The following is a 16,424-nucleotide window of genomic DNA, read 5'->3' as shown; positions in this document are numbered from 1 at the left end:
CCAAACGCCCCACGGCATGACCCCAATTCCCCCAGAATTTAGCTGAGCTCCCATGTTCGGATTCCTGCGCAGTTATTTTTCCAGCGATATGGCGATTGACCTCGGTACCGCCAATACGCTGATTTACGTCCGCGGCAAGGGCATCGTTCTCGATGAACCTTCCGTGGTCGCAATCCGTCACGAAGGCGGGCCTCACGGCAAGAAGATCATCCAGGCCGTCGGCCACGAAGCCAAGCAGATGCTCGGCCGAGTTCCCGGCAACATCGAGGCCATCCGGCCCATGAAGGATGGCGTCATCGCCGACTTCACGGTCACCGAACAGATGCTCAAGCAGTTCATCCGCATGGTGCACCCCCGCAACATGCTGGCGCCCAGCCCGCGGATCATCGTCTGCGTGCCTTGCGGCTCCACCCAGGTTGAACGCCGTGCCATCCGCGAATCGGCCTTGGGCGCTGGCGCTTCGCACGTCTTCCTGATCGAAGAACCCATGGCCGCGGCCATCGGCGCCGGCCTGGCCGTGTCCGACGCCAGTGGCTCCATGGTCGTCGACATCGGCGGCGGCACCACCGAGGTGGCGGTCATCTCGCTGGGCGGCATGGTCTACAAGGGTTCCGTGCGCGTTGGCGGCGACAAGTTCGACGAGGCCATCGTCAACTATATCCGCCGCAACTACGGCATGCTCATCGGCGAACCCACCGCCGAACTCATCAAGAAGGAAATCGGCTCGGCGTTCCCGGGTTCCGAAGTCCGCGAGATCGAGGTCAAGGGCCGCAATCTGGCCGAAGGCGTGCCGCGCAGCTTCACGGTCTCGTCCAACGAGATCCTGGAATCGCTGACGGATCCGCTGAACCAGATCGTTTCCGCCGTAAAGATTGCCCTTGAGCAGACGCCGCCCGAACTGGGCGCCGACATTACCGACAAGGGCATTGCCCTGACCGGCGGTGGCGCGTTGCTGCGCGACCTGGACCGCCTGCTCCAGGAAGAAACGGGCCTGCCCGTCGTGGTGGCCGACGATCCCCTGACCTGCGTCGTGCGCGGTTGCGGCGAAGCGCTGGAACACCTTGAAAAACTGGGCGCCATCTTCATCAACGACTAATACTGCCCGTCAGCCCGGAGCCCCGCTTTCTCATGGCTCCGGCCGCGGCGGGAGCCTCGGACGCGGGCGCCCGGGCTGAAATTCATGCAACGACAAGGGACCCCCCCCCTATTCAGGCGCGGCCCACCTGCGGAGGTGCGGCTGGTCGTTCTGGTCGTCCTTGCCCTGGCCCTGATCGTCATGGATTCGCAATGGCGCATGCTGGAACCGGCGCGCCGGGCGATTTCCGTGGCGCTCTATCCTTTCCAACGCGCCGTCATGGCGCCGCGCGACCTCGTTCAGCAAGTCAATGAATGGCTCAACGCGGCCAACCTCATCCGCAGCGAAAACGAAGCCTTGCAGCGCCAGCGCATCGAGCTGGCCCAGGTCGCCTCGCATGCGGCCCAGCTCGCCGCCGAAAACTCCCAGCTACGCCGCCTGCTGGGCGTGACCGATACCGTGGCGCAGTCCGCCGTGGTGGTCGAAGTCATGTACGAGCCCACCAACGCCTTCACCCAGCGCCTGGTCTTCAATAAAGGCAGCAAGGCCGGCCTGGCGCCCGGGATGCCGGTGATCGACGAAGGCGGCGTGGTCGGCCAGATCGTGCGCGTGACCCCCATGACCGCCGAGGCGGCGCTGGTCACCGATGAACAGGTCTCCATCCCCGTGCAGTTGCTGCGCAACGGGCTGCGCCTGATCGCATTTGGCGGCAATTCACCCGGCAAGATGGAAGTTCGTTACCTGGCGGCCAATGCGGACATCAAGGAAGGCGATACTATCGTTACCAGCGGCGTCGGCGGCTTGTTCCCCGCCGGCCTGCCCGTGGCCAAGGTGACTTCCGTCGAACGCGACACCGCATCCGGTTTCGCGCGTGCCGTATGTGAACCGCTGGCCCATCCCGAACGCTATCGCCACTTCCTGGTTCTACAGGTGGATGTGGACCGCGCCGAGTCCAACCGTCAGGAGGTCGATTCCGGTGGATCGGACTAATCAATCCGCAGGACAGCCCCGGCGCCGGCTGGGCACGCCCAGCAATGTGCAGCCCGACCGGCTGTCGGGCCCCGCGCATGGCGTATTCGTCTGGGGCACGGTGCTGCTCGTATGGCTGGTGTCCCTCCTGCCCTGGCGCCTGTGGCAGGGCGCGCCCGACATGCTGCTGCTGATCATCGCCTTCTGGTGCGTGCACGAACCGCGCCGCGTGGGCCTGTTCACCGCGTTCTTCTTCGGCCTGCTGATGGACGTACACGACGCGGGCTTGCTGGGCGAACATGCCTTGTCCTACACGCTGGTCGCCTACGGCGCGGTGGTCCTGCACCGCCGGCTGCAACGCTTCGACCTCTGGAGCCAGGCCATGCACATGCTGCCTGTGTTCTTCATCGCCCGTTTCGTGACCCAGATCATTCATGCATGGCTGGCCGGAAAATGGCCGGGCTGGGACTGGGGCATCAGCGTGCTCCTGACCGCCGCCCTGTGGCCGCTGGCGGGCTGGGTTCTGCACCTGCCGCAACGCGGTGCCGACGACGCCGAATCTTCCTCCGCCTGATGGCGGCGTCTCGTCATGTTTGAATTCAAGAAAACCGGCCAGCAGCAAAAGCAGCGTTTTCGCCTGCGCGCCTGGGTGGGCGGCGTATTCGCGCTGGTCTGCTTTGGCGTGCTGGTGGGCCGGTTCTGGTATTTGCAGGTCGACCGCTACGAGGGCCTGTCCGAACGCGCCGACCGCAACCGCATCGCCGTCGTACCGATTCCGCCGCGCCGCGGCGAGATCCTGGACCGCAACGGCGAAGTCCTGGCGCGCAATTACCGCACCTATACGCTCGAAGTCGTGCCCGCCCAGGCAGGCAACATGAACGAACTGTTCGAGCGCCTGACCGAAGTCGTCTATATCAGCCCGGCCGATCAGCGGCGCTTCAAGCGCCGCGCCGCCGAATCCAGCCGCTATGCCAGCCTGCAGCTTCGCAACAACCTGAACGAGACCGAGGCCGCCTGGTTCGCCGCGCATGCCTTCCAGTTCCCGGGGGTGGCGCTGCGCGCGCGCTGGGTGCGGGAGTATCCGCAGGGGCTGTCTGCCGCGCACGTGGTGGGCTACATCGGCCGCATCGCCGAGGGCGACAACGAAGAACTGGAGCGCACCGGCCAGTCGGGCAACTACCGCGGCACCGAGGTCATCGGCAAGAAGGGCATCGAGAAGACCTGGGAAGAGCAACTGCACGGCCGCACCGGTCTGGAAGAGGTCGAAGTCACCGCCGGCGGCCGTCCCATGCGCACGCTGCGCCGGATCGACCCTGTGCCGGGATCGGACATCATGCTTTCCATCGACCTGGGCCTGCAGAAGGTGGCCGAAGAGGCTTTCGAGGGGCAGCGCGGCGCCCTGGTCGCGATCGACCCGGACACCGGCGAGATCCTGGCCTTCGTTTCGCAGCCGTCGTTCGATCCCAATCTTTTCGTCGACGGCATCGACGTGGACAACTGGCGCATGCTGAATGAATCGCCGGACCACCCGCTGATCAACCGTCCCCTGTACGGCACCTATCCTATCGGTTCCACCTACAAGCCCTTCGTGGGCCTGGCGGCGCTGGAGCTTGGCAAGCGCCGGGCCACCGACCGGATCTCGGATCCGGGCTACTACGAATTCGGCGGGCAGAAGTTCCGCAACGCCGGGGGCGCGGCCTACGGCATGACGGACATGCACAAGGCCATCGTCGTGTCGTCCGACACCTATTTCTATTCGCTGGGCCCCGAAATCGGCGTGAATGCCCTGCACGACTTCACGAAGCAATTCGGCTTTGGCCAGATCACCGGCATCGACCTGGAAGGCGAGAAACGCGGCGTGCTGCCGTCCACCGACTGGAAGCGCGCGGCGTACAAGGACAAGGAGCGTCAGCGCTGGTACGCGGGCGAAACGATTTCCGTGGCGGTGGGGCAGGGCTACAACGCGTTCACCCTGCTGCAACTGGCGCAGGGCACCTCCACCCTGGCCAACAACGGCTTGTTCCGGCGCCCGCATCTGGTCCATGCCGTGCGCGACCCGCGCACGGGCGTGGCCAAGCCCACCGAGTCCACCCCCGATTACCGCATTCCGCTCAAGCAGGCCAACGTCGACGTGATCAAGAACGCCATGGCCGACGTCGTGCGGGCCGGCACGGCGCGGCGCGCGTTCGCCAATACGCCTTACCAGGCCGCCGGCAAGACCGGCACCGCCCAGGTATTCAGCCTGCGCGGGGGCCATTACCGCGCCAGCGCCATCGACGAACGCCTGCGCGACCACGCGCTGTTCATGGGCTTCGCGCCGCTCGAGCACCCCCGTATCGCCGTGTCCCTGATCGTCGAAAACGCGGGCTGGGGCGCCAGCGTGGCGGCCCCGGTGGCGCGCAAGGTGTTCGACTACTGGCTCGCCAAGGACCGGCAGGACAAGATCGTGCGGCCGGAACGCGCGGATGCCACGGCCACGGTCGAAACCATCACTTCCGATCTGGTGCGCCAACAATGAAGCGTCTGGGCCTCATCCTGCTGCGCGTTTTCACGGCATTCGACTGGCCGCTGCTTGCGATCCTGCTGATGTTCGCGGCGTTGGGCCTGACTGTCATGCACTCGGCGGTGGGTGGCACCGATTGGCGCTTCGCGGAGCAGTCGCGCAACTTCATCATCGCGTTCTTCGCGATGTGGGTCATGGCGCTGATTCCGCCCAAGTGGCTGATGAAACTGGCCTTGCCCTTCTACGTGGTGGGCGTGGTCCTGCTGCTGGGCGTGGAGTTCTTCGGCGAAACCAGCAAGGGCGCGACCCGCTGGCTGAACCTGGGCGTCACCCGCATCCAGCCGTCCGAAATGATGAAGATCGCGGTGCCGATGATGCTGGCCTGGTACTTCCAGCGCCACGAAGGCGCCGTCCGCGTCCGCGACTTTCTGGCCGCCGCCGCCATGCTGGCCGCGCCCTTCGGGCTGATCGTGCTGCAGCCGGACCTGGGCACGGCGCTGCTGGTGTTCGGCGCCGGCTTTTTCGTGATCTATTTTGCCGGCCTGTCGTTCAAGCTGCTGGTGCCCGTCATGCTGGCCGGCATCATCGGCATCGGCACGCTGGTCTATTACGAAGACCAGTTGTGCGAGCCCGACGTGGATTGGGTGGTGCTGCACGACTACCAGAAGCACCGCGTCTGCACGCTGCTCAATCCCAGCTCCGACCCGCTGGGCAAGGGGTTCCACACGATCCAGTCGATGATCGCGGTGGGTTCCGGCGGCATGTACGGCAAGGGCTACATGAAGGGCACGCAGACACATCTGGATTTCATCCCGGAACGTACCACCGACTTCATCTTCGCCGTGTACGCCGAGGAATTCGGTCTGTACGGAGGCATCGCCATCCTGGTGCTTTACGGCCTGATGATGGCGCGCGGCCTGACGATCGCATCACGGGCGTCGTCGCAGTTCGGCCGGCTGTTATCCGGGGCGCTGACGATGATGCTGTTCATCTATGTATTCGTGAACGTGGGCATGGTGACGGGGATCCTGCCGGTGGTCGGCGTGCCTTTGCCGTTCATGAGTTATGGGGGGACGGCGTTGTTTACGATGGGGATTGCGTTCGGGATCATGATGAGTATCAGTCGGCATCGGTCGGTGAAGGCTTGATCGTTTGTAGGGCTGTGGTTGGTTTTTGTGGGTTGGCGATCTTGGTGGGTAGCACCAAGTCTTCGTAGGTCGCCCGGCGGCGCGGTCGCCGTGGCTGCGAGCGCCCACGATTGCGGTCCGGAGCGTTCGCTCCGGTTCCCTCGGGCGCATCGAGGTTGCTCGCAACCACGGCGCCCGCGCCGCCGGGCTACGCGTGTCTGGGGTCGTTGCGCTACAAGAGCTGTGGTCAGGGAGTGAAATCTGCGGGGACGCCGATTGCAGCCGCGCGGGCGGCAGCAATCGGCATATGTCTGCGGGTCGTTGATGGGGTGTTCGCTTTCGCGAATGCGGCGGTTGGTGTGCTAATGACGCCGACATCAGGGGGAGGGGGTGGTGATGGGCGGCGCGCGATGGCGAGCCGCTTGCTTCTGCAAATTCTCTCGCGCGCGCCGCCCATCGGGCGCCGGGATTCAAGTGATGATTAGTGGCGGGCAGCGCAGGCAAATCTCCCGCACTCGCGCAGCGGCATCACCAACCGCGAGACACCGCCAAAGCCCCCGAGGCCGCCGGCGCGGCCGACCAGGGGCGAGCAACGCACGATATTCCAACGGCCCAAAATCGCGGCAAGAACCCAACCACAAAGCAGCCACACGCAAAGCGTCATAGCCACGACGCAAGACACCGCGTAAGCCCCCAAAGGCCGCCCGCGCGGCCGGCCGGGGGCAGGCCCCGCAAGATATTCCTCTACCCCCCACTGTGGGCGAGAACCTAAAGAACTCGACTCGCCCCAGCTCCCGTAAAGTTGAAACCACTAGAGCCTGGCGTGGTGGGGGCCTGGGGGGGCGGGGCGTCAGATAAGCCCGAGGGAATCTGAAGGAACGGCCGAAGGCCGTGACGAAGATGACGACGGGGCAGTCTGGAGCGAAGGCTCCGGACCGCAATCGAAGCCCCGCACCCCCAGGCCCCCGCCACGCCAGGCGCCTCAAGAACTCAACCGCCAGGCACCAATCCGAACTCCAAAAAAAGAAACGGACGCCCCAATCCCTCGAAGCGCCCGCACCAACAAGCAAACCCAAAATACCTACGGCAACGCCTCAGGCACACCAAGGTCCAAAGCCAGCTTCGTCAACCCATCCCAGATCCTGCTATCGAACTCCACCGAATCCGCATTGACCGCCCGATTCCGCGCCTCATATTCGCCCGGATACTGCACCGCCTCGACTCCCGGCTGCGGCTTGCAAGCATGGAGGTAGTCGATGAATGCCCCGACCTCCATCGTCCGCCAGTCCGTATTGAAGTCCACCTGCGGATCCAGCAGCAGCGCGAACATATTGTTCGTCGCCACCCCGATACGCGGGTGTTCCGGCTGAATGGTGCCGCCGCCGGAAAGCACACCGGCCAGCAGCTCGGCGACCAAGCCCAGCGCATAGCCCTTGTGGCCGCCGAACGGCAGCAAGGCGCCCGGCGGATCCGAGAACAGCGCGTTCGGATCCGTGGTCGGATTGCCCTCGGCGTCGATCAGCGATCCCGGCGGCGCCTGTTCGCCCTTGGCAGCCAGCACCCGTGCCTTGTTCACCGCGATCGAACTGGTCGCCATGTCCACGATGAACGGAGGGCGGCCGCCCGGCAAGGGTCCGGCGAAACACAGCGGATTCGTGGTCAGGCATGCCTGCGCGCCGCCAAACGGTGCCACGGTCGGAGAGCGGTTGATCACGTTGGTAAACGCCAGCAGGATCAGCCCCTTGGCCGCCACCATCTCCCCGAAATGGCCCATCCGGCCCAGGTGGTGGCTGTGGCGCAGCGTCACGATGCACTGGCCGTGCTCTTGCGTGCGTTCGATGGCCTTTTCAATGACCACCTTGCCGACATACTGGCCCAGGCCGTGGTGGCCGTCATAGGCCAGCATGGCGCCCCGGTCATTGAGCAGCTCCGGCCGGCCGTCGGCTTGCGCCAGGCCCTCGGACAGCACGCGCCGGTAATTCGTCAGGATGGACAGGCCATGGCTGGTGTAGCCGACCCGGTCGGATTCGACCAGATGCTCGGCCACATCGCGGGCGATGTCTTCGGGCACGCCTTGCGCCATCAGCACCCGGCGGCCATATTCATTGGCTTCTGCGATCGTGATTTTCATGTCGCGACCCCTTAAAGCCAGCCCAGCCAGCGCCAATAGGTCATCCCCATCAGCAGCATCAGCAGGTAGCCGATGATGGTGACGATGATCCCGACCTTGGCGAACTGCTTGGCATTGAAGGTTTCCGTACCCAGGCACACCATGTTCTGCGGCGCGTTGATGGGAAGGATGAAACCGTAGCTGACCACAAAGCCCAGCAGCATCGTCATGCCCAGGCGGCTGAAGTCACCCGGCAGCGTGGCCAGCACCGAGATCAGGATCGGGAGCATGGCCGACGTCAGCGCGGTGGCGCTGGCAAAGCCCAGGTGGATGATGATCAGGAAGGCGGCCAGGATAGCGAAGATGGCCAGCGACCCCAGATGATCCAGACCCGTATGCGTTACCACCTGGTTGCCCAGCCACTGACCCGCCTGCGTCGTCAACAACGCGGTGCCCAGGCTGATGCCCACGCCGAACACAATCACGGTGCCCCATGGGATGCGTGATTGCACGTCCTTCCATGTCATCACGCCAAAGCGCGGCAGCATCAGGAGGACCAGGCCGAAATAGGTGGTCGACGTGGTGTCGAACTTGTGCAGCTTGCCTTCGGTCGACCAGAACAGAAGCAGCATGATCGACACGGTCATCAGGCGCTTTTGCGCACCGGTCATCGGACCCAGGTCAAGCAGCGACTTCTCCACCGCTTCCTTGCCCCCCGCGATGCTGTCACTTTCCGGCGGCAGCAGCTTGAGCACGGTGATGATCAGCACAGCCGACATGATCAGCGACCAAGGGGCGCCGGCGATCAGCCAGTCCGACCATGCCACGCGTTCGCCCAGCATTTTTTCCATGAAGCCGACGGTCAGCAGGTTCTGCGCCGCGGCGGTCTGGATGCCGACGTTCCAGATGCTGGTGGCCTGCGCCACGATGATCATGATGCCGGCGGCGATGTTCGACCGCTTGTCCACGCCGAAGGCCGCGATGACGCCCATCATGATGGGCACCACGGCTGCGCTGCGCGCAGTGGCGCTGGGCACGACCAGGCTCAGCACGATTGTCACTGCGATACATCCGATCAGGATGCGGCGGGTGCTGGTGCCCACCTTGGACAGCGTGACCAGCGCGATGCGCCGGTCCAGCCCGGTGAACGTCATGGCCGCGGCAATGAACAAAGCGCCAGTGACGAGCGCCAGCGCCGAATTGGAGAAGCCCGCCAACGCCATGCTGATCGCGGCTGACGTGCCATAGAGCACGTTCGGGTCTTTGATTGTCGGAGCCGTGCCCAGCAGGAAGGCCATCAGCGTCGTGATCATGATCGCGCTGGCTTCGTAAGACACGGCTTCGGTAATCCAGACCACCACGGCGAAGGCCAGGATTGCCAGCATGCGATGGCCGGCAACCGGCAGATCGGCGGGCAGCGGCATCATCAGTACGCCGATCATCACGAGGACGCCGGCATAGAGGCCGATGGGGATTTTGGATTTCTTGGGGGCTTGCGAGGCAGGGACTGCGGTTTCCGCGGCCATATCCTTCTCCGGTTGAGGTCAAACTGACGACACGCCGCCCGCGAGCACGGGATCAATCAAATCGGTATGTCGACGCTACAGGATGATCGTGACGGCATTGAGGAAAACCCGTATTGATACAGATCAAGCGGAATAGGTTTTGCGCTTGTGGAACCGTGTTCCGGGCATTATGCTCGTCGCCCCGTTTACGCCGCAAGCCTGGAATGCGGCATCGATACGGCGGATCAGCCCAGCGCCAGGCGCAGTTGCTCGTCCAGGTGCAGCGTGGGCGCGACCCGCCAGCCGCTCTGGGCATAGCGCAGCCAGCGGCCCAGCACCAGATGCGTCAGCAGGCTGGCATGGGCGGCCACATTGGACTCCTGGGGCAGGCCTCCGTCGGTGATGGCGATACGCAGGGATTGCTTCAACGACGCTTCGATCCGGTCGTTGATATGGTTGATGCGTTCCTGCAGCCGGTTGTCTTCCGTGACGAGCGCGTCGCCGGTCAGCACCCGGGTCATGCCCTTGTTGCGTTCCGAGAAGGTCAGCAGCATCGCGACGGTCTTGTGGGCCTGGGCCAGGCCATAGGGCTCGGCGGTGGCGATCTGGTTCACCAGCGTGAAGATGCTGGTCTCGATGAATTCGATCAGCCCTTCGAACATCTGCGCCTTGCTGGCGAAATGGCGGTACAGCGCGGCTTCCGATACCTGCAGGCGCGCGGCAAGGGCGGCCGTGGTGATCCGGGACGCGTGCGGCTGCTCCAGCATCTCGGCCAGGGTCTGCAGAATCTGGGTCTTGCGCTCGCCGGGTTTGCTCGCCATGGAGGGGTCTGCTCTGCGCAGGCTGACGGTGTAAGGGGGGAAGAGCGCGCCGCTATCCCCGCAAGGGGCGCCGGCGTAACAATAAATCACTGACGGAGTTTACCCGTAAGTCGACGTATGCCGGGCGATGGGATCGCCCGCGCGAGAACGGGGTGCCGGGGTGATACACATGGACGGTGCGCAAGCCCGCCATGCGCGCCCCCCGCAGGTTGGCCAGCGTGTCTTCCACCAGAACCGCCCGGTAGGCCGGCACGCCCTCGCGGGCCAGTACGTAGCGCAGCAGGGCAGGCGAAGGCTTGGGCCGGAATTCGCCATGCAGCCGCATGTGCTCGATGGCCCACAGGCTGTCGAACTGACGCAGGATGCCCAGGCGGGCCAGCACGGCGCGCGCATAGTGCAGCGGCGCATTGGTCAGCAGCACCTTGCGGCCGGGCAACTGCCGCAGCTTGTAGGCCAGCGCCTTTTCCGCGCGCACCAGCGGTCCGACGTCGAAATCATGGCTGCGGTGCAGGAAGTCATGGGCATCGACGCCGTGATGGCGGACCATGCCGATCATCGTCGCGCCATAGCGCTTCCAGTACTGGGAGCGCACGCGATTGGCCGTGTCGATATCCACGTTCAGGGCTTCCGCGACGGCCATGGTCATGCCGTGGTCGATCTTGGGAAAGATGGCGTGCGACGTGTCGTGGAGGGTATTGTCCAGATCGAACAGCCACAGGCGTTCGGAGTCGCCCGTGGCGACGCGGCGCGAGCGGCGCATGCGCACCGCCGGCCGCAGCAGGTAACGCTGTGCCCGCATCAGTGCGAGCTGATCATCGTGCCCACGCCTTGATCGGTCAGGATTTCCAGCAGCAGGCAGTGCGGCACGCGCCCGTCGACGATGTGAACCGAGTTCACGCCGTTCTTGGCGGCGTCCAGTGCGGACGAGATCTTGGGCAGCATGCCGCCGGAGATCGTGCCGTCCGCGAACAGTTCGTCGATGGTCTGCGCCGAGAGGCTGCGCAGCAGCTTGCCGGCCTTGTCCAGCACGCCTGGGGTGTTGGTCAGCATCAGCAGCTTTTCAGCGCCCAGCACTTCCGCCATCTTGCCGGCGACGACGTCGGCGTTGATGTTGTAGGCCGTGCCGTCCTCGCCATAGCCGATGGGCGAGATGACGGGAATGAACTGGTCGTCCTGCAACGCCTTGACCACGGCCGGCTCGACCATGGTGATGTCGCCGACGAAACCGATGTCGATGGGTTCGGCGGGATTGTCCTTATTGGCCATCAGCTTCTTCTGGGCCTGGATCAGTCCGCCGTCCTTGCCGGTCAGGCCGACGGCCTTGCCGCCGACCTCGTTGATCATCATGACGATGTCCTGCTGGACCTGGCCGCCGAGCACCCATTCCACCACTTCCATGGTTTCGGCGTCGGTGACGCGCATGCCCTGGATGAAGGTGCCTTGCTTGCCGATGCGGCGCAGCGCGTCATCGATCTGCGGACCGCCGCCGTGGACCACCACCGGATTCAATCCCACCAGCTTGAGCAGCACGACGTCGTGCGCGAAGCTGCGCTGCAATCGCTCTTCCGTCATGGCGTTGCCGCCGTACTTGACCACGATGGTCTTGCCGTGAAATCGTCGGATATACGGCAGCGCTTCGGACAGCACAGCGGCTTTGACAGCGGGAGACGAAACGGCAGCAGGGTCGGGGGTGTCGGTCATGGCAGCTAAGTCGGCAAATAAGTAATCAGTAAAAGTTGAAGGGCAGTAAAAAATGCCTGCACAAAAACGCGTTCGGGACGCGGTAGCGCAAGCATACGACGGATTGTAGTACCCACAGGTTTCTTATGCTTTAAACCTATGTCCATATGCCCGACAAATAACCGGCATTCAGGTAAATTGGGGGCGTTTTCGCAACGGGACGCCCCGCAAAAGGGGGCCGCTCCGTACCGGCGGGGCATCGATCCCCTATTTTTACCCATAAAAGAGGCAAAACATGCGTTTGAACTTCGTCCGTTCCGCCCTGGCGGCGTCGGCCTTCCTGGTGGCGGCCCACGCCGCCCATGCGGAAAAAGTGGTGGTGGGCGCCACGCAGGTGCCGCACGCCGAGATCCTGGAAGTGGTCAAGCCGCAACTGGCCAAGGACGGCGTGGAGCTCGACATCAAGGTGTTCAGCGACTACGTCCAGCCCAATCTGCAGTTGGCGGATAAGCAATTGGACGCCAATTTCTTCCAGCACAAACCGTATCTGGATTCCTTCAACAAGGACCGCAAGGCCACGCTGGTGCCGGTCGCGCTGGTGCACGTGGAGCCGTTTGGCGGTTACTCGAAGAAGATAAAGAGCCTGTCCGAACTCAAGGACGGCGCCACGGTGGCGATCCCCAACGATCCGTCCAACGGCGGCCGGGCGCTGGTGCTGCTGCAGAAGCAGGGCGTGCTCAAGCTCAAGGATCCGTCCAACATCCTGGCCACCGCCGCGGATGTGGTCGAAAATCCCAAGAAGCTGAAGTTCCGCGAACTGGAAGCCGCGATGCTGCCGCGCTCGCTCGATGACGTGGATCTGGCGCTGATCAACACGAACTACGCGCTCGAAGCCGGCCTGGTCCCGACCAAGGACGCGCTGTTCATCGAAGGCGCCGATTCGCCATACGCGAACGTCCTGGTAGCCCGCAGCGACAACAAGGACGCGCCGGGGATCAAGAAGCTGGTCAATGCGCTGCACTCGCCCGAGGTGAAGAAATTCATCCAGGAAAAGTACAAGGGCGCCGTGATCCCGGCTTTCTGAAGCCGGGCCTCCCCGGTCCCACGGAACCGCCCCATTCGGGCGGTTTTGTTTTTGGGCGGACGGCCCGGGGCCCGGGCAAGCGCGGCGGGGCGAAAAAAACCGCCCTGCCGGGCGGTCGTCGGGCTGCGGACCGGGGCGGGCTTCAGCCTGCCGCCAGGGCCTTTTCCACGGTCGCGTGGAATTCCGCCTTGTCGTATTCGCCCAGATAGCGCTTGATTATGCGTCCCTGTTTATCGATCAGGAAAGCCGTGGGCGTGAGGCGGATATCGCCGAAGGCGCGGGCGATGTCCCCCTTGGTGTCCAGCGCAACGGGGAACGGCAGCTTGCGCGTTTCGGCGAAGTTCAGCACGAAGTTGGGCGGGTCGTAGTTCATGGCGACCGCGATCGCCTCGTACCCTTTGCCCATGTATTCGTTGTAGGCCGAGATGGTGTCCGGCATCTGCTTGACGCAGGTCACGCAGCTGGTCGCCCAGAATTTGACCAGCACGACCTTGCCGCGCAAGTCCTGCATGGAGAAGGTCTTGCCTTCCAGGGTGGTGAAGGTGACGTCGGGGGCGGTCTGAGCGGGGCGCATGACAAACCAGGCGCCGATGCCGACCGCCACCAGGACGGCCAGGGCTACGATGGCTTTCTTCATTTGATGGGCATGGCCTCTACGCCGCCGCCGGTGCCGGTCGCGCTGTCGCTTGCCGCGCCGGCGCCGCTTTCGATGGGCGCTTTGGTTTCCGTGGTGGAGTCGGATTTGGAGCCGCTACCCGACAGCCGGATGGCTTCTTCGCGGCTGATGGTCTCGAAGAGCTTGACGACCTTGACCACGCCGCCGACATCCGCGGTGGCGTTGGCGGCGTATTCGCCTTCGGCTTGCGTGACTTTGCCCATCAGGTAGACGACGCTGTGGTCCGTCGTCAGCGCGATGGTGCCCGAGGGCACGTACTTGGTGTTGATCAGGGTCGTCTTGACCTTGGAGGTCAGCCAGGTGTCGTTGGAGCGCACGCCGAACGAGGCGATGGGCCCCACGTTCAACTGGTTGATGACCTGTTTGACGTTCTCGATGCCCTGGGCGATGGCGGTGGCCTGGCTCTTGGCCTCTTCGGTGGGCACATCGCCGGTCAGCAGCAGGTGGCCGCCATAGGCCATGGCGTTGACGCGGGCGGTGTCGCCCAGCTTCTGCGAGATCTGGCTCTGCGCCTTGAACGCCATGTTCTGGTCTTCGAGCTGGACGCCGGACGTGCGGCGGTCCGTCACGACGACCGCGGTGGTGGCGGCGGCGCCACCCACGATCAGGGGCGCGCAGGCCGACAGCGAGAGCGCCGCGGTGGACAGCGCGGCGGCGAGCATCAGCGGGCGGACTGCGGTTCTGACGTCAGAAATCATTCGGTGTCTCCAAGCAGAAGAGCGTCAATGCCGTCGCACAGCGCGTGCAGCAGCAGAATGTGGACTTCCTGGATGCGCATTGTGCGATCGCTGGGAACACATAGATGGACGTCCATGGGCGTAATGAGTTCCCCCATGACGCCGCCGCCCTTGCCGGTCAGGGCCAGCACGTGCATTTCGCGTGCGCTGGCGGCTTCCATGGCGCGGACCACGTTGGGCGAATTGCCGCTGGTGGAAATGGCCACGAGCACGTCGCCGGCCTGCCCGAAGGCGTTGACCTGCCGTTCGAAGATCTCGTCAAAGCCGTAGTCGTTGCCGACCGCCGTGAGGATCGAGGTGTCGGTATTGAGCGCGATGCCCGCCAGCGGCAGGCGCTCGCGTTCGAAGCGGCCCACCAGTTCGGCGATGAAATGCTGCGCATCGGCAGCCGAGCCGCCATTGCCGCAAGCCAGAATCTTGCCGTTGTTCGCCAGGGCGCCGAATAGCACGTCCACCGCCACTGCCAGCGGTTCGGCCAGGACGTTCATGCTTTGTTCGCAAGCGGCCATGGCGTCGCGAAAGTGCGACGTCATACGAGAGGTCATATCCATGGGCGCGATTATCTCACGGGGCAGCGCTGCCGTTCTGTCGATGCGTAACGACAGTGCCGCGAGACGCCGCCGGGCGGGCGGCCCGGGGCCGTGCCAGTCACGGCAGCCAGAAAGCCCCGCGCAGCCACTGGGGATGGCCGGCGTCGAAGACGACGGCGTCGAAGCGGGCGGCCGGGGGGGCGCCACGCCAATGCCGGCGGGCCAATTCGGGCAGCCAGTGCGCCGCGGCGCGGGCAAGCCGCGCCTGTTTTTCGCGGCCGATGCTGGCGGCGGCGCCGCCGAAGCGGGTCTGGGCGCGTGCCCGGACCTCGACAAAGACCAGGGTGTCGCCCTCGCGCATGACCAGGTCGATTTCGCCCGCGCGGCACCACAGGTTGCGCGCCAGCAGCGTCAGGCCTTGCGCCACCAGCAGGCGCAGCGCCGCCGCTTCGTGATGGTCGCCGCGGCGCTGCATGGGCGAGCGCCGCGGGGGCGGGCGGTCGGGCGCCGTGCCGCGGCTTGCGCGCCGCCGGCGTTTGGCGGCGCGGCGCCGGGCCGCCAGGGCCAGTTCGCAGGCAAGGCGCAAGGTGTCGTCCGTCATGGGGCTCCGGAAAGGCAACGGGCATAGGCGGCTACACTGACATGGTTTTCCGTGTCGGCAGGCTGCAATGAATCAAAATGTCTCTTCCCCGATGGCCGGCGATGCCTGGTCCCGCGTTGCCGAACGCGTGGCGGGGCAGCATTGGCCCGCCTCGACGCTGTACGTCGTGGCAACGCCCATCGGCAACCTGGGCGATCTGGGACTGCGGGCCTGGCATGCCTTGCAGCGGGCCGATGTCATCGCCGCCGAAGACACGCGCGCCAGCCGCACGCTGCTGGATGCGTGGGGCGTGAGCACGCCCCTGATGGCCGCCCACCGCCACAACGAGGCGACGGCGGCGCAGGCCATCTGCGAGCGCCTGGCCCAGGGCCAGCGGGTGGCGCTGGTGTCCGATGCGGGCGCGCCAGCAGTCAGCGACCCCGGCGCGCGGGTGGTGCGGGCGGTGCGCGCCGCGGGGTTCGCGGTGGTGCCGGTCCCCGGGCCGAGCGCGGTGATCGCGGCCCTGATGGGCAGCGGCGTCACCACGGACGAGAACCCTGCCTATGCGTTTGCCGGCTTTCCGCCCCCGAAGGCGGTGGCGCGCCAGCGCTGGCTGCGCAAGTGGTGCGCCTTGCCGGCACCCGTCGTGATGTTCGAGTCGCCGCACCGGCTGGCCGCCACCCTGGCGGACCTGCTGGAAGTCTGCGGACCCGGCCGCCAACTGACGGTGGCTCGCGAGCTGACCAAGCGCTTCGAGGAAATCGCCACCTTTGCGATGGGCGAGGGGGCTGCGTGGCTGGCGGCGGACTCGCACCGCGAGCAGGGCGAATTTGTGCTGATCGCCCATGCCCAGGAGGAACAGGACGAGGACGACGACGCGGACCCGCGCACCGATGTCCTGCTGGACGCCTTGCTGGAGTCGCTGTCCGTGCGCGACGCCGCGCGCGTCGCCGCGAAGGTCTCCGGCCAGCCGCGCGACGTGTTGTACAACCGGGCTCTGGCCCGCAAGAAATCGCTGGAATAAGAC

At 65.1% G+C, this 16,424-nt stretch carries 16 protein-coding genes; 7 read left to right on the top strand and 9 right to left on the bottom strand.

The window, feature by feature from the left end:
- The first annotated feature begins 52 nt into the window (after nucleotides 1-52).
- From ASE30_RS18470 to rodA, 5 genes are all read left to right on the top strand, one after another.
- Nucleotides 53-1,096, top strand: coding sequence for a rod shape-determining protein (locus ASE30_RS18470; RefSeq protein ID WP_006216320.1), 1,044 nt, complete (start codon nucleotides 53-55; stop codon nucleotides 1,094-1,096).
- A gap of 84 nt (nucleotides 1,097-1,180) precedes the next feature.
- Entirely contained in the window at nucleotides 1,181-2,065 is an 885-nt protein-coding gene (gene mreC / locus ASE30_RS18465; protein WP_057285714.1) for a rod shape-determining protein MreC, read from the top strand.
- Nucleotides 2,052-2,618 carry a rod shape-determining protein MreD gene (gene mreD / locus ASE30_RS18460; protein ID WP_057285713.1) on the top strand — a complete coding sequence of 189 codons (567 nt, stop codon included), beginning with the start codon at nucleotides 2,052-2,054 and terminating at the stop codon, nucleotides 2,616-2,618. Before mreC ends, mreD begins: the two co-directional genes overlap by 14 nt.
- A gap of 15 nt (nucleotides 2,619-2,633) precedes the next feature.
- Entirely contained in the window at nucleotides 2,634-4,562 is a 1,929-nt protein-coding gene (mrdA, locus tag ASE30_RS18455; protein WP_057285712.1) for a penicillin-binding protein 2, read from the top strand.
- Nucleotides 4,559-5,695 carry a rod shape-determining protein RodA gene (gene rodA / locus ASE30_RS18450; RefSeq protein ID WP_057285711.1) on the top strand — a complete coding sequence of 379 codons (1,137 nt, stop codon included), beginning with the start codon at nucleotides 4,559-4,561 and terminating at the stop codon, nucleotides 5,693-5,695. Before mrdA ends, rodA begins: the two co-directional genes overlap by 4 nt.
- Before the next feature lie 1,060 nt (nucleotides 5,696-6,755).
- On the opposite strand, the gene ASE30_RS18445 is transcribed toward rodA, so the two are convergent.
- The 5 genes from ASE30_RS18445 to argB all read right to left on the bottom strand — a co-directional run bounded on the left by ASE30_RS18445 (nucleotide 6,756) and on the right by argB (nucleotide 11,811).
- The gene (locus ASE30_RS18445) at nucleotides 6,756-7,805 is read right to left on the bottom strand and encodes an Ldh family oxidoreductase (RefSeq protein WP_057285710.1); all 1,050 of its coding nucleotides are present in this window, start codon (nucleotides 7,803-7,805) and stop codon (nucleotides 6,756-6,758) included.
- Between the two features lie 11 nt (nucleotides 7,806-7,816).
- The gene (locus ASE30_RS18440; protein WP_057285709.1) at nucleotides 7,817-9,310 is read right to left on the bottom strand and encodes a DASS family sodium-coupled anion symporter; all 1,494 of its coding nucleotides are present in this window, start codon (nucleotides 9,308-9,310) and stop codon (nucleotides 7,817-7,819) included.
- A 224-nt stretch (nucleotides 9,311-9,534) separates the two neighbouring features.
- The gene (slmA, locus tag ASE30_RS18435) at nucleotides 9,535-10,110 is read right to left on the bottom strand and encodes a nucleoid occlusion factor SlmA (RefSeq protein WP_057285708.1); all 576 of its coding nucleotides are present in this window, start codon (nucleotides 10,108-10,110) and stop codon (nucleotides 9,535-9,537) included.
- Nucleotides 10,111-10,162: 52 nt separating this feature from the next.
- On the bottom strand, nucleotides 10,163-10,909 hold the full coding sequence (locus ASE30_RS18430) for a pyrimidine 5'-nucleotidase (protein WP_057285707.1): 747 nt from the start codon (nucleotides 10,907-10,909) through the stop codon (nucleotides 10,163-10,165).
- Nucleotides 10,909-11,811 carry an acetylglutamate kinase gene (argB, locus tag ASE30_RS18425; RefSeq protein ID WP_057285706.1) on the bottom strand — a complete coding sequence of 301 codons (903 nt, stop codon included), beginning with the start codon at nucleotides 11,809-11,811 and terminating at the stop codon, nucleotides 10,909-10,911. Before argB ends, ASE30_RS18430 begins: the two co-directional genes overlap by 1 nt.
- 274 nt (nucleotides 11,812-12,085) lie before the next feature.
- On the opposite strand from argB, the gene ASE30_RS18420 reads away from it, so the two are divergent.
- Nucleotides 12,086-12,874: a MetQ/NlpA family ABC transporter substrate-binding protein gene (locus ASE30_RS18420; RefSeq protein ID WP_057285705.1), complete on the top strand. Its 789-nt coding sequence runs from the start codon at nucleotides 12,086-12,088 to the stop codon at nucleotides 12,872-12,874.
- A 142-nt stretch (nucleotides 12,875-13,016) separates the two neighbouring features.
- Here ASE30_RS18420 and ASE30_RS18415 read toward each other — a convergent pair whose 3' ends face one another.
- From ASE30_RS18415 to ASE30_RS18400, 4 genes are all read right to left on the bottom strand, one after another.
- Entirely contained in the window at nucleotides 13,017-13,511 is a 495-nt protein-coding gene (locus ASE30_RS18415; protein WP_057285704.1) for a peroxiredoxin, read from the bottom strand.
- A complete protein-coding gene (locus ASE30_RS18410; RefSeq protein ID WP_057285703.1) occupies nucleotides 13,508-14,248 on the bottom strand; it encodes a BON domain-containing protein in 741 nt (246 codons plus the stop codon). The genes ASE30_RS18415 and ASE30_RS18410 overlap by 4 nt, the downstream gene beginning before the upstream one ends.
- A complete protein-coding gene (locus ASE30_RS18405; RefSeq protein ID WP_054457773.1) occupies nucleotides 14,245-14,838 on the bottom strand; it encodes a phosphoheptose isomerase in 594 nt (197 codons plus the stop codon). The genes ASE30_RS18410 and ASE30_RS18405 overlap by 4 nt, the downstream gene beginning before the upstream one ends.
- A 97-nt stretch (nucleotides 14,839-14,935) precedes the next feature.
- Nucleotides 14,936-15,418 carry a YraN family protein gene (locus tag ASE30_RS18400; RefSeq protein ID WP_057285702.1) on the bottom strand — a complete coding sequence of 161 codons (483 nt, stop codon included), beginning with the start codon at nucleotides 15,416-15,418 and terminating at the stop codon, nucleotides 14,936-14,938.
- A gap of 67 nt (nucleotides 15,419-15,485) precedes the next feature.
- Here ASE30_RS18400 and rsmI point away from each other — a divergent pair, with 67 nt between their 5' ends.
- A complete protein-coding gene (gene rsmI, locus ASE30_RS18395; RefSeq protein ID WP_057285701.1) occupies nucleotides 15,486-16,421 on the top strand; it encodes a 16S rRNA (cytidine(1402)-2'-O)-methyltransferase in 936 nt (311 codons plus the stop codon).
- Nucleotides 16,422-16,424 lie beyond the last annotated feature (3 nt).

The sequence above is a fragment of the Achromobacter sp. Root83 genome (assembly GCF_001428845.1).
In the GTDB taxonomy this organism is placed as follows: Bacteria; Pseudomonadota; Gammaproteobacteria; order Burkholderiales; family Burkholderiaceae_B; genus Achromobacter.
Note: the sequence above shows the minus strand (reverse complement) of the source record. Positions and strands in the feature narration are given on the sequence as shown.

Coding starts and splice junctions, on each gene's coding strand:
- ASE30_RS18470 (WP_006216320.1), top strand. CDS start 53: ATGTTCGGATTCCTGCGCAGTTATTTTTCCAGCGATATGGCGATTGAC.
- mreC (WP_057285714.1), top strand. CDS start 1,181: ATGCAACGACAAGGGACCCCCCCCCTATTCAGGCGCGGCCCACCTGCG.
- mrdA (WP_057285712.1), top strand. CDS start 2,634: ATGTTTGAATTCAAGAAAACCGGCCAGCAGCAAAAGCAGCGTTTTCGC.
- rodA (WP_057285711.1), top strand. CDS start 4,559: ATGAAGCGTCTGGGCCTCATCCTGCTGCGCGTTTTCACGGCATTCGAC.
- ASE30_RS18445 (WP_057285710.1), bottom strand. CDS start 7,805: ATGAAAATCACGATCGCAGAAGCCAATGAATATGGCCGCCGGGTGCTG.
- ASE30_RS18440 (WP_057285709.1), bottom strand. CDS start 9,310: ATGGCCGCGGAAACCGCAGTCCCTGCCTCGCAAGCCCCCAAGAAATCC.
- slmA (WP_057285708.1), bottom strand. CDS start 10,110: ATGGCGAGCAAACCCGGCGAGCGCAAGACCCAGATTCTGCAGACCCTG.
- ASE30_RS18430 (WP_057285707.1), bottom strand. CDS start 10,909: ATGCGGGCACAGCGTTACCTGCTGCGGCCGGCGGTGCGCATGCGCCGC.
- argB (WP_057285706.1), bottom strand. CDS start 11,811: ATGACCGACACCCCCGACCCTGCTGCCGTTTCGTCTCCCGCTGTCAAA.
- ASE30_RS18420 (WP_057285705.1), top strand. CDS start 12,086: ATGCGTTTGAACTTCGTCCGTTCCGCCCTGGCGGCGTCGGCCTTCCTG.
- ASE30_RS18415 (WP_057285704.1), bottom strand. CDS start 13,511: ATGAAGAAAGCCATCGTAGCCCTGGCCGTCCTGGTGGCGGTCGGCATC.
- ASE30_RS18410 (WP_057285703.1), bottom strand. CDS start 14,248: ATGATTTCTGACGTCAGAACCGCAGTCCGCCCGCTGATGCTCGCCGCC.
- ASE30_RS18405 (WP_054457773.1), bottom strand. CDS start 14,838: ATGGATATGACCTCTCGTATGACGTCGCACTTTCGCGACGCCATGGCC.
- ASE30_RS18400 (WP_057285702.1), bottom strand. CDS start 15,418: ATGACGGACGACACCTTGCGCCTTGCCTGCGAACTGGCCCTGGCGGCC.
- rsmI (WP_057285701.1), top strand. CDS start 15,486: ATGAATCAAAATGTCTCTTCCCCGATGGCCGGCGATGCCTGGTCCCGC.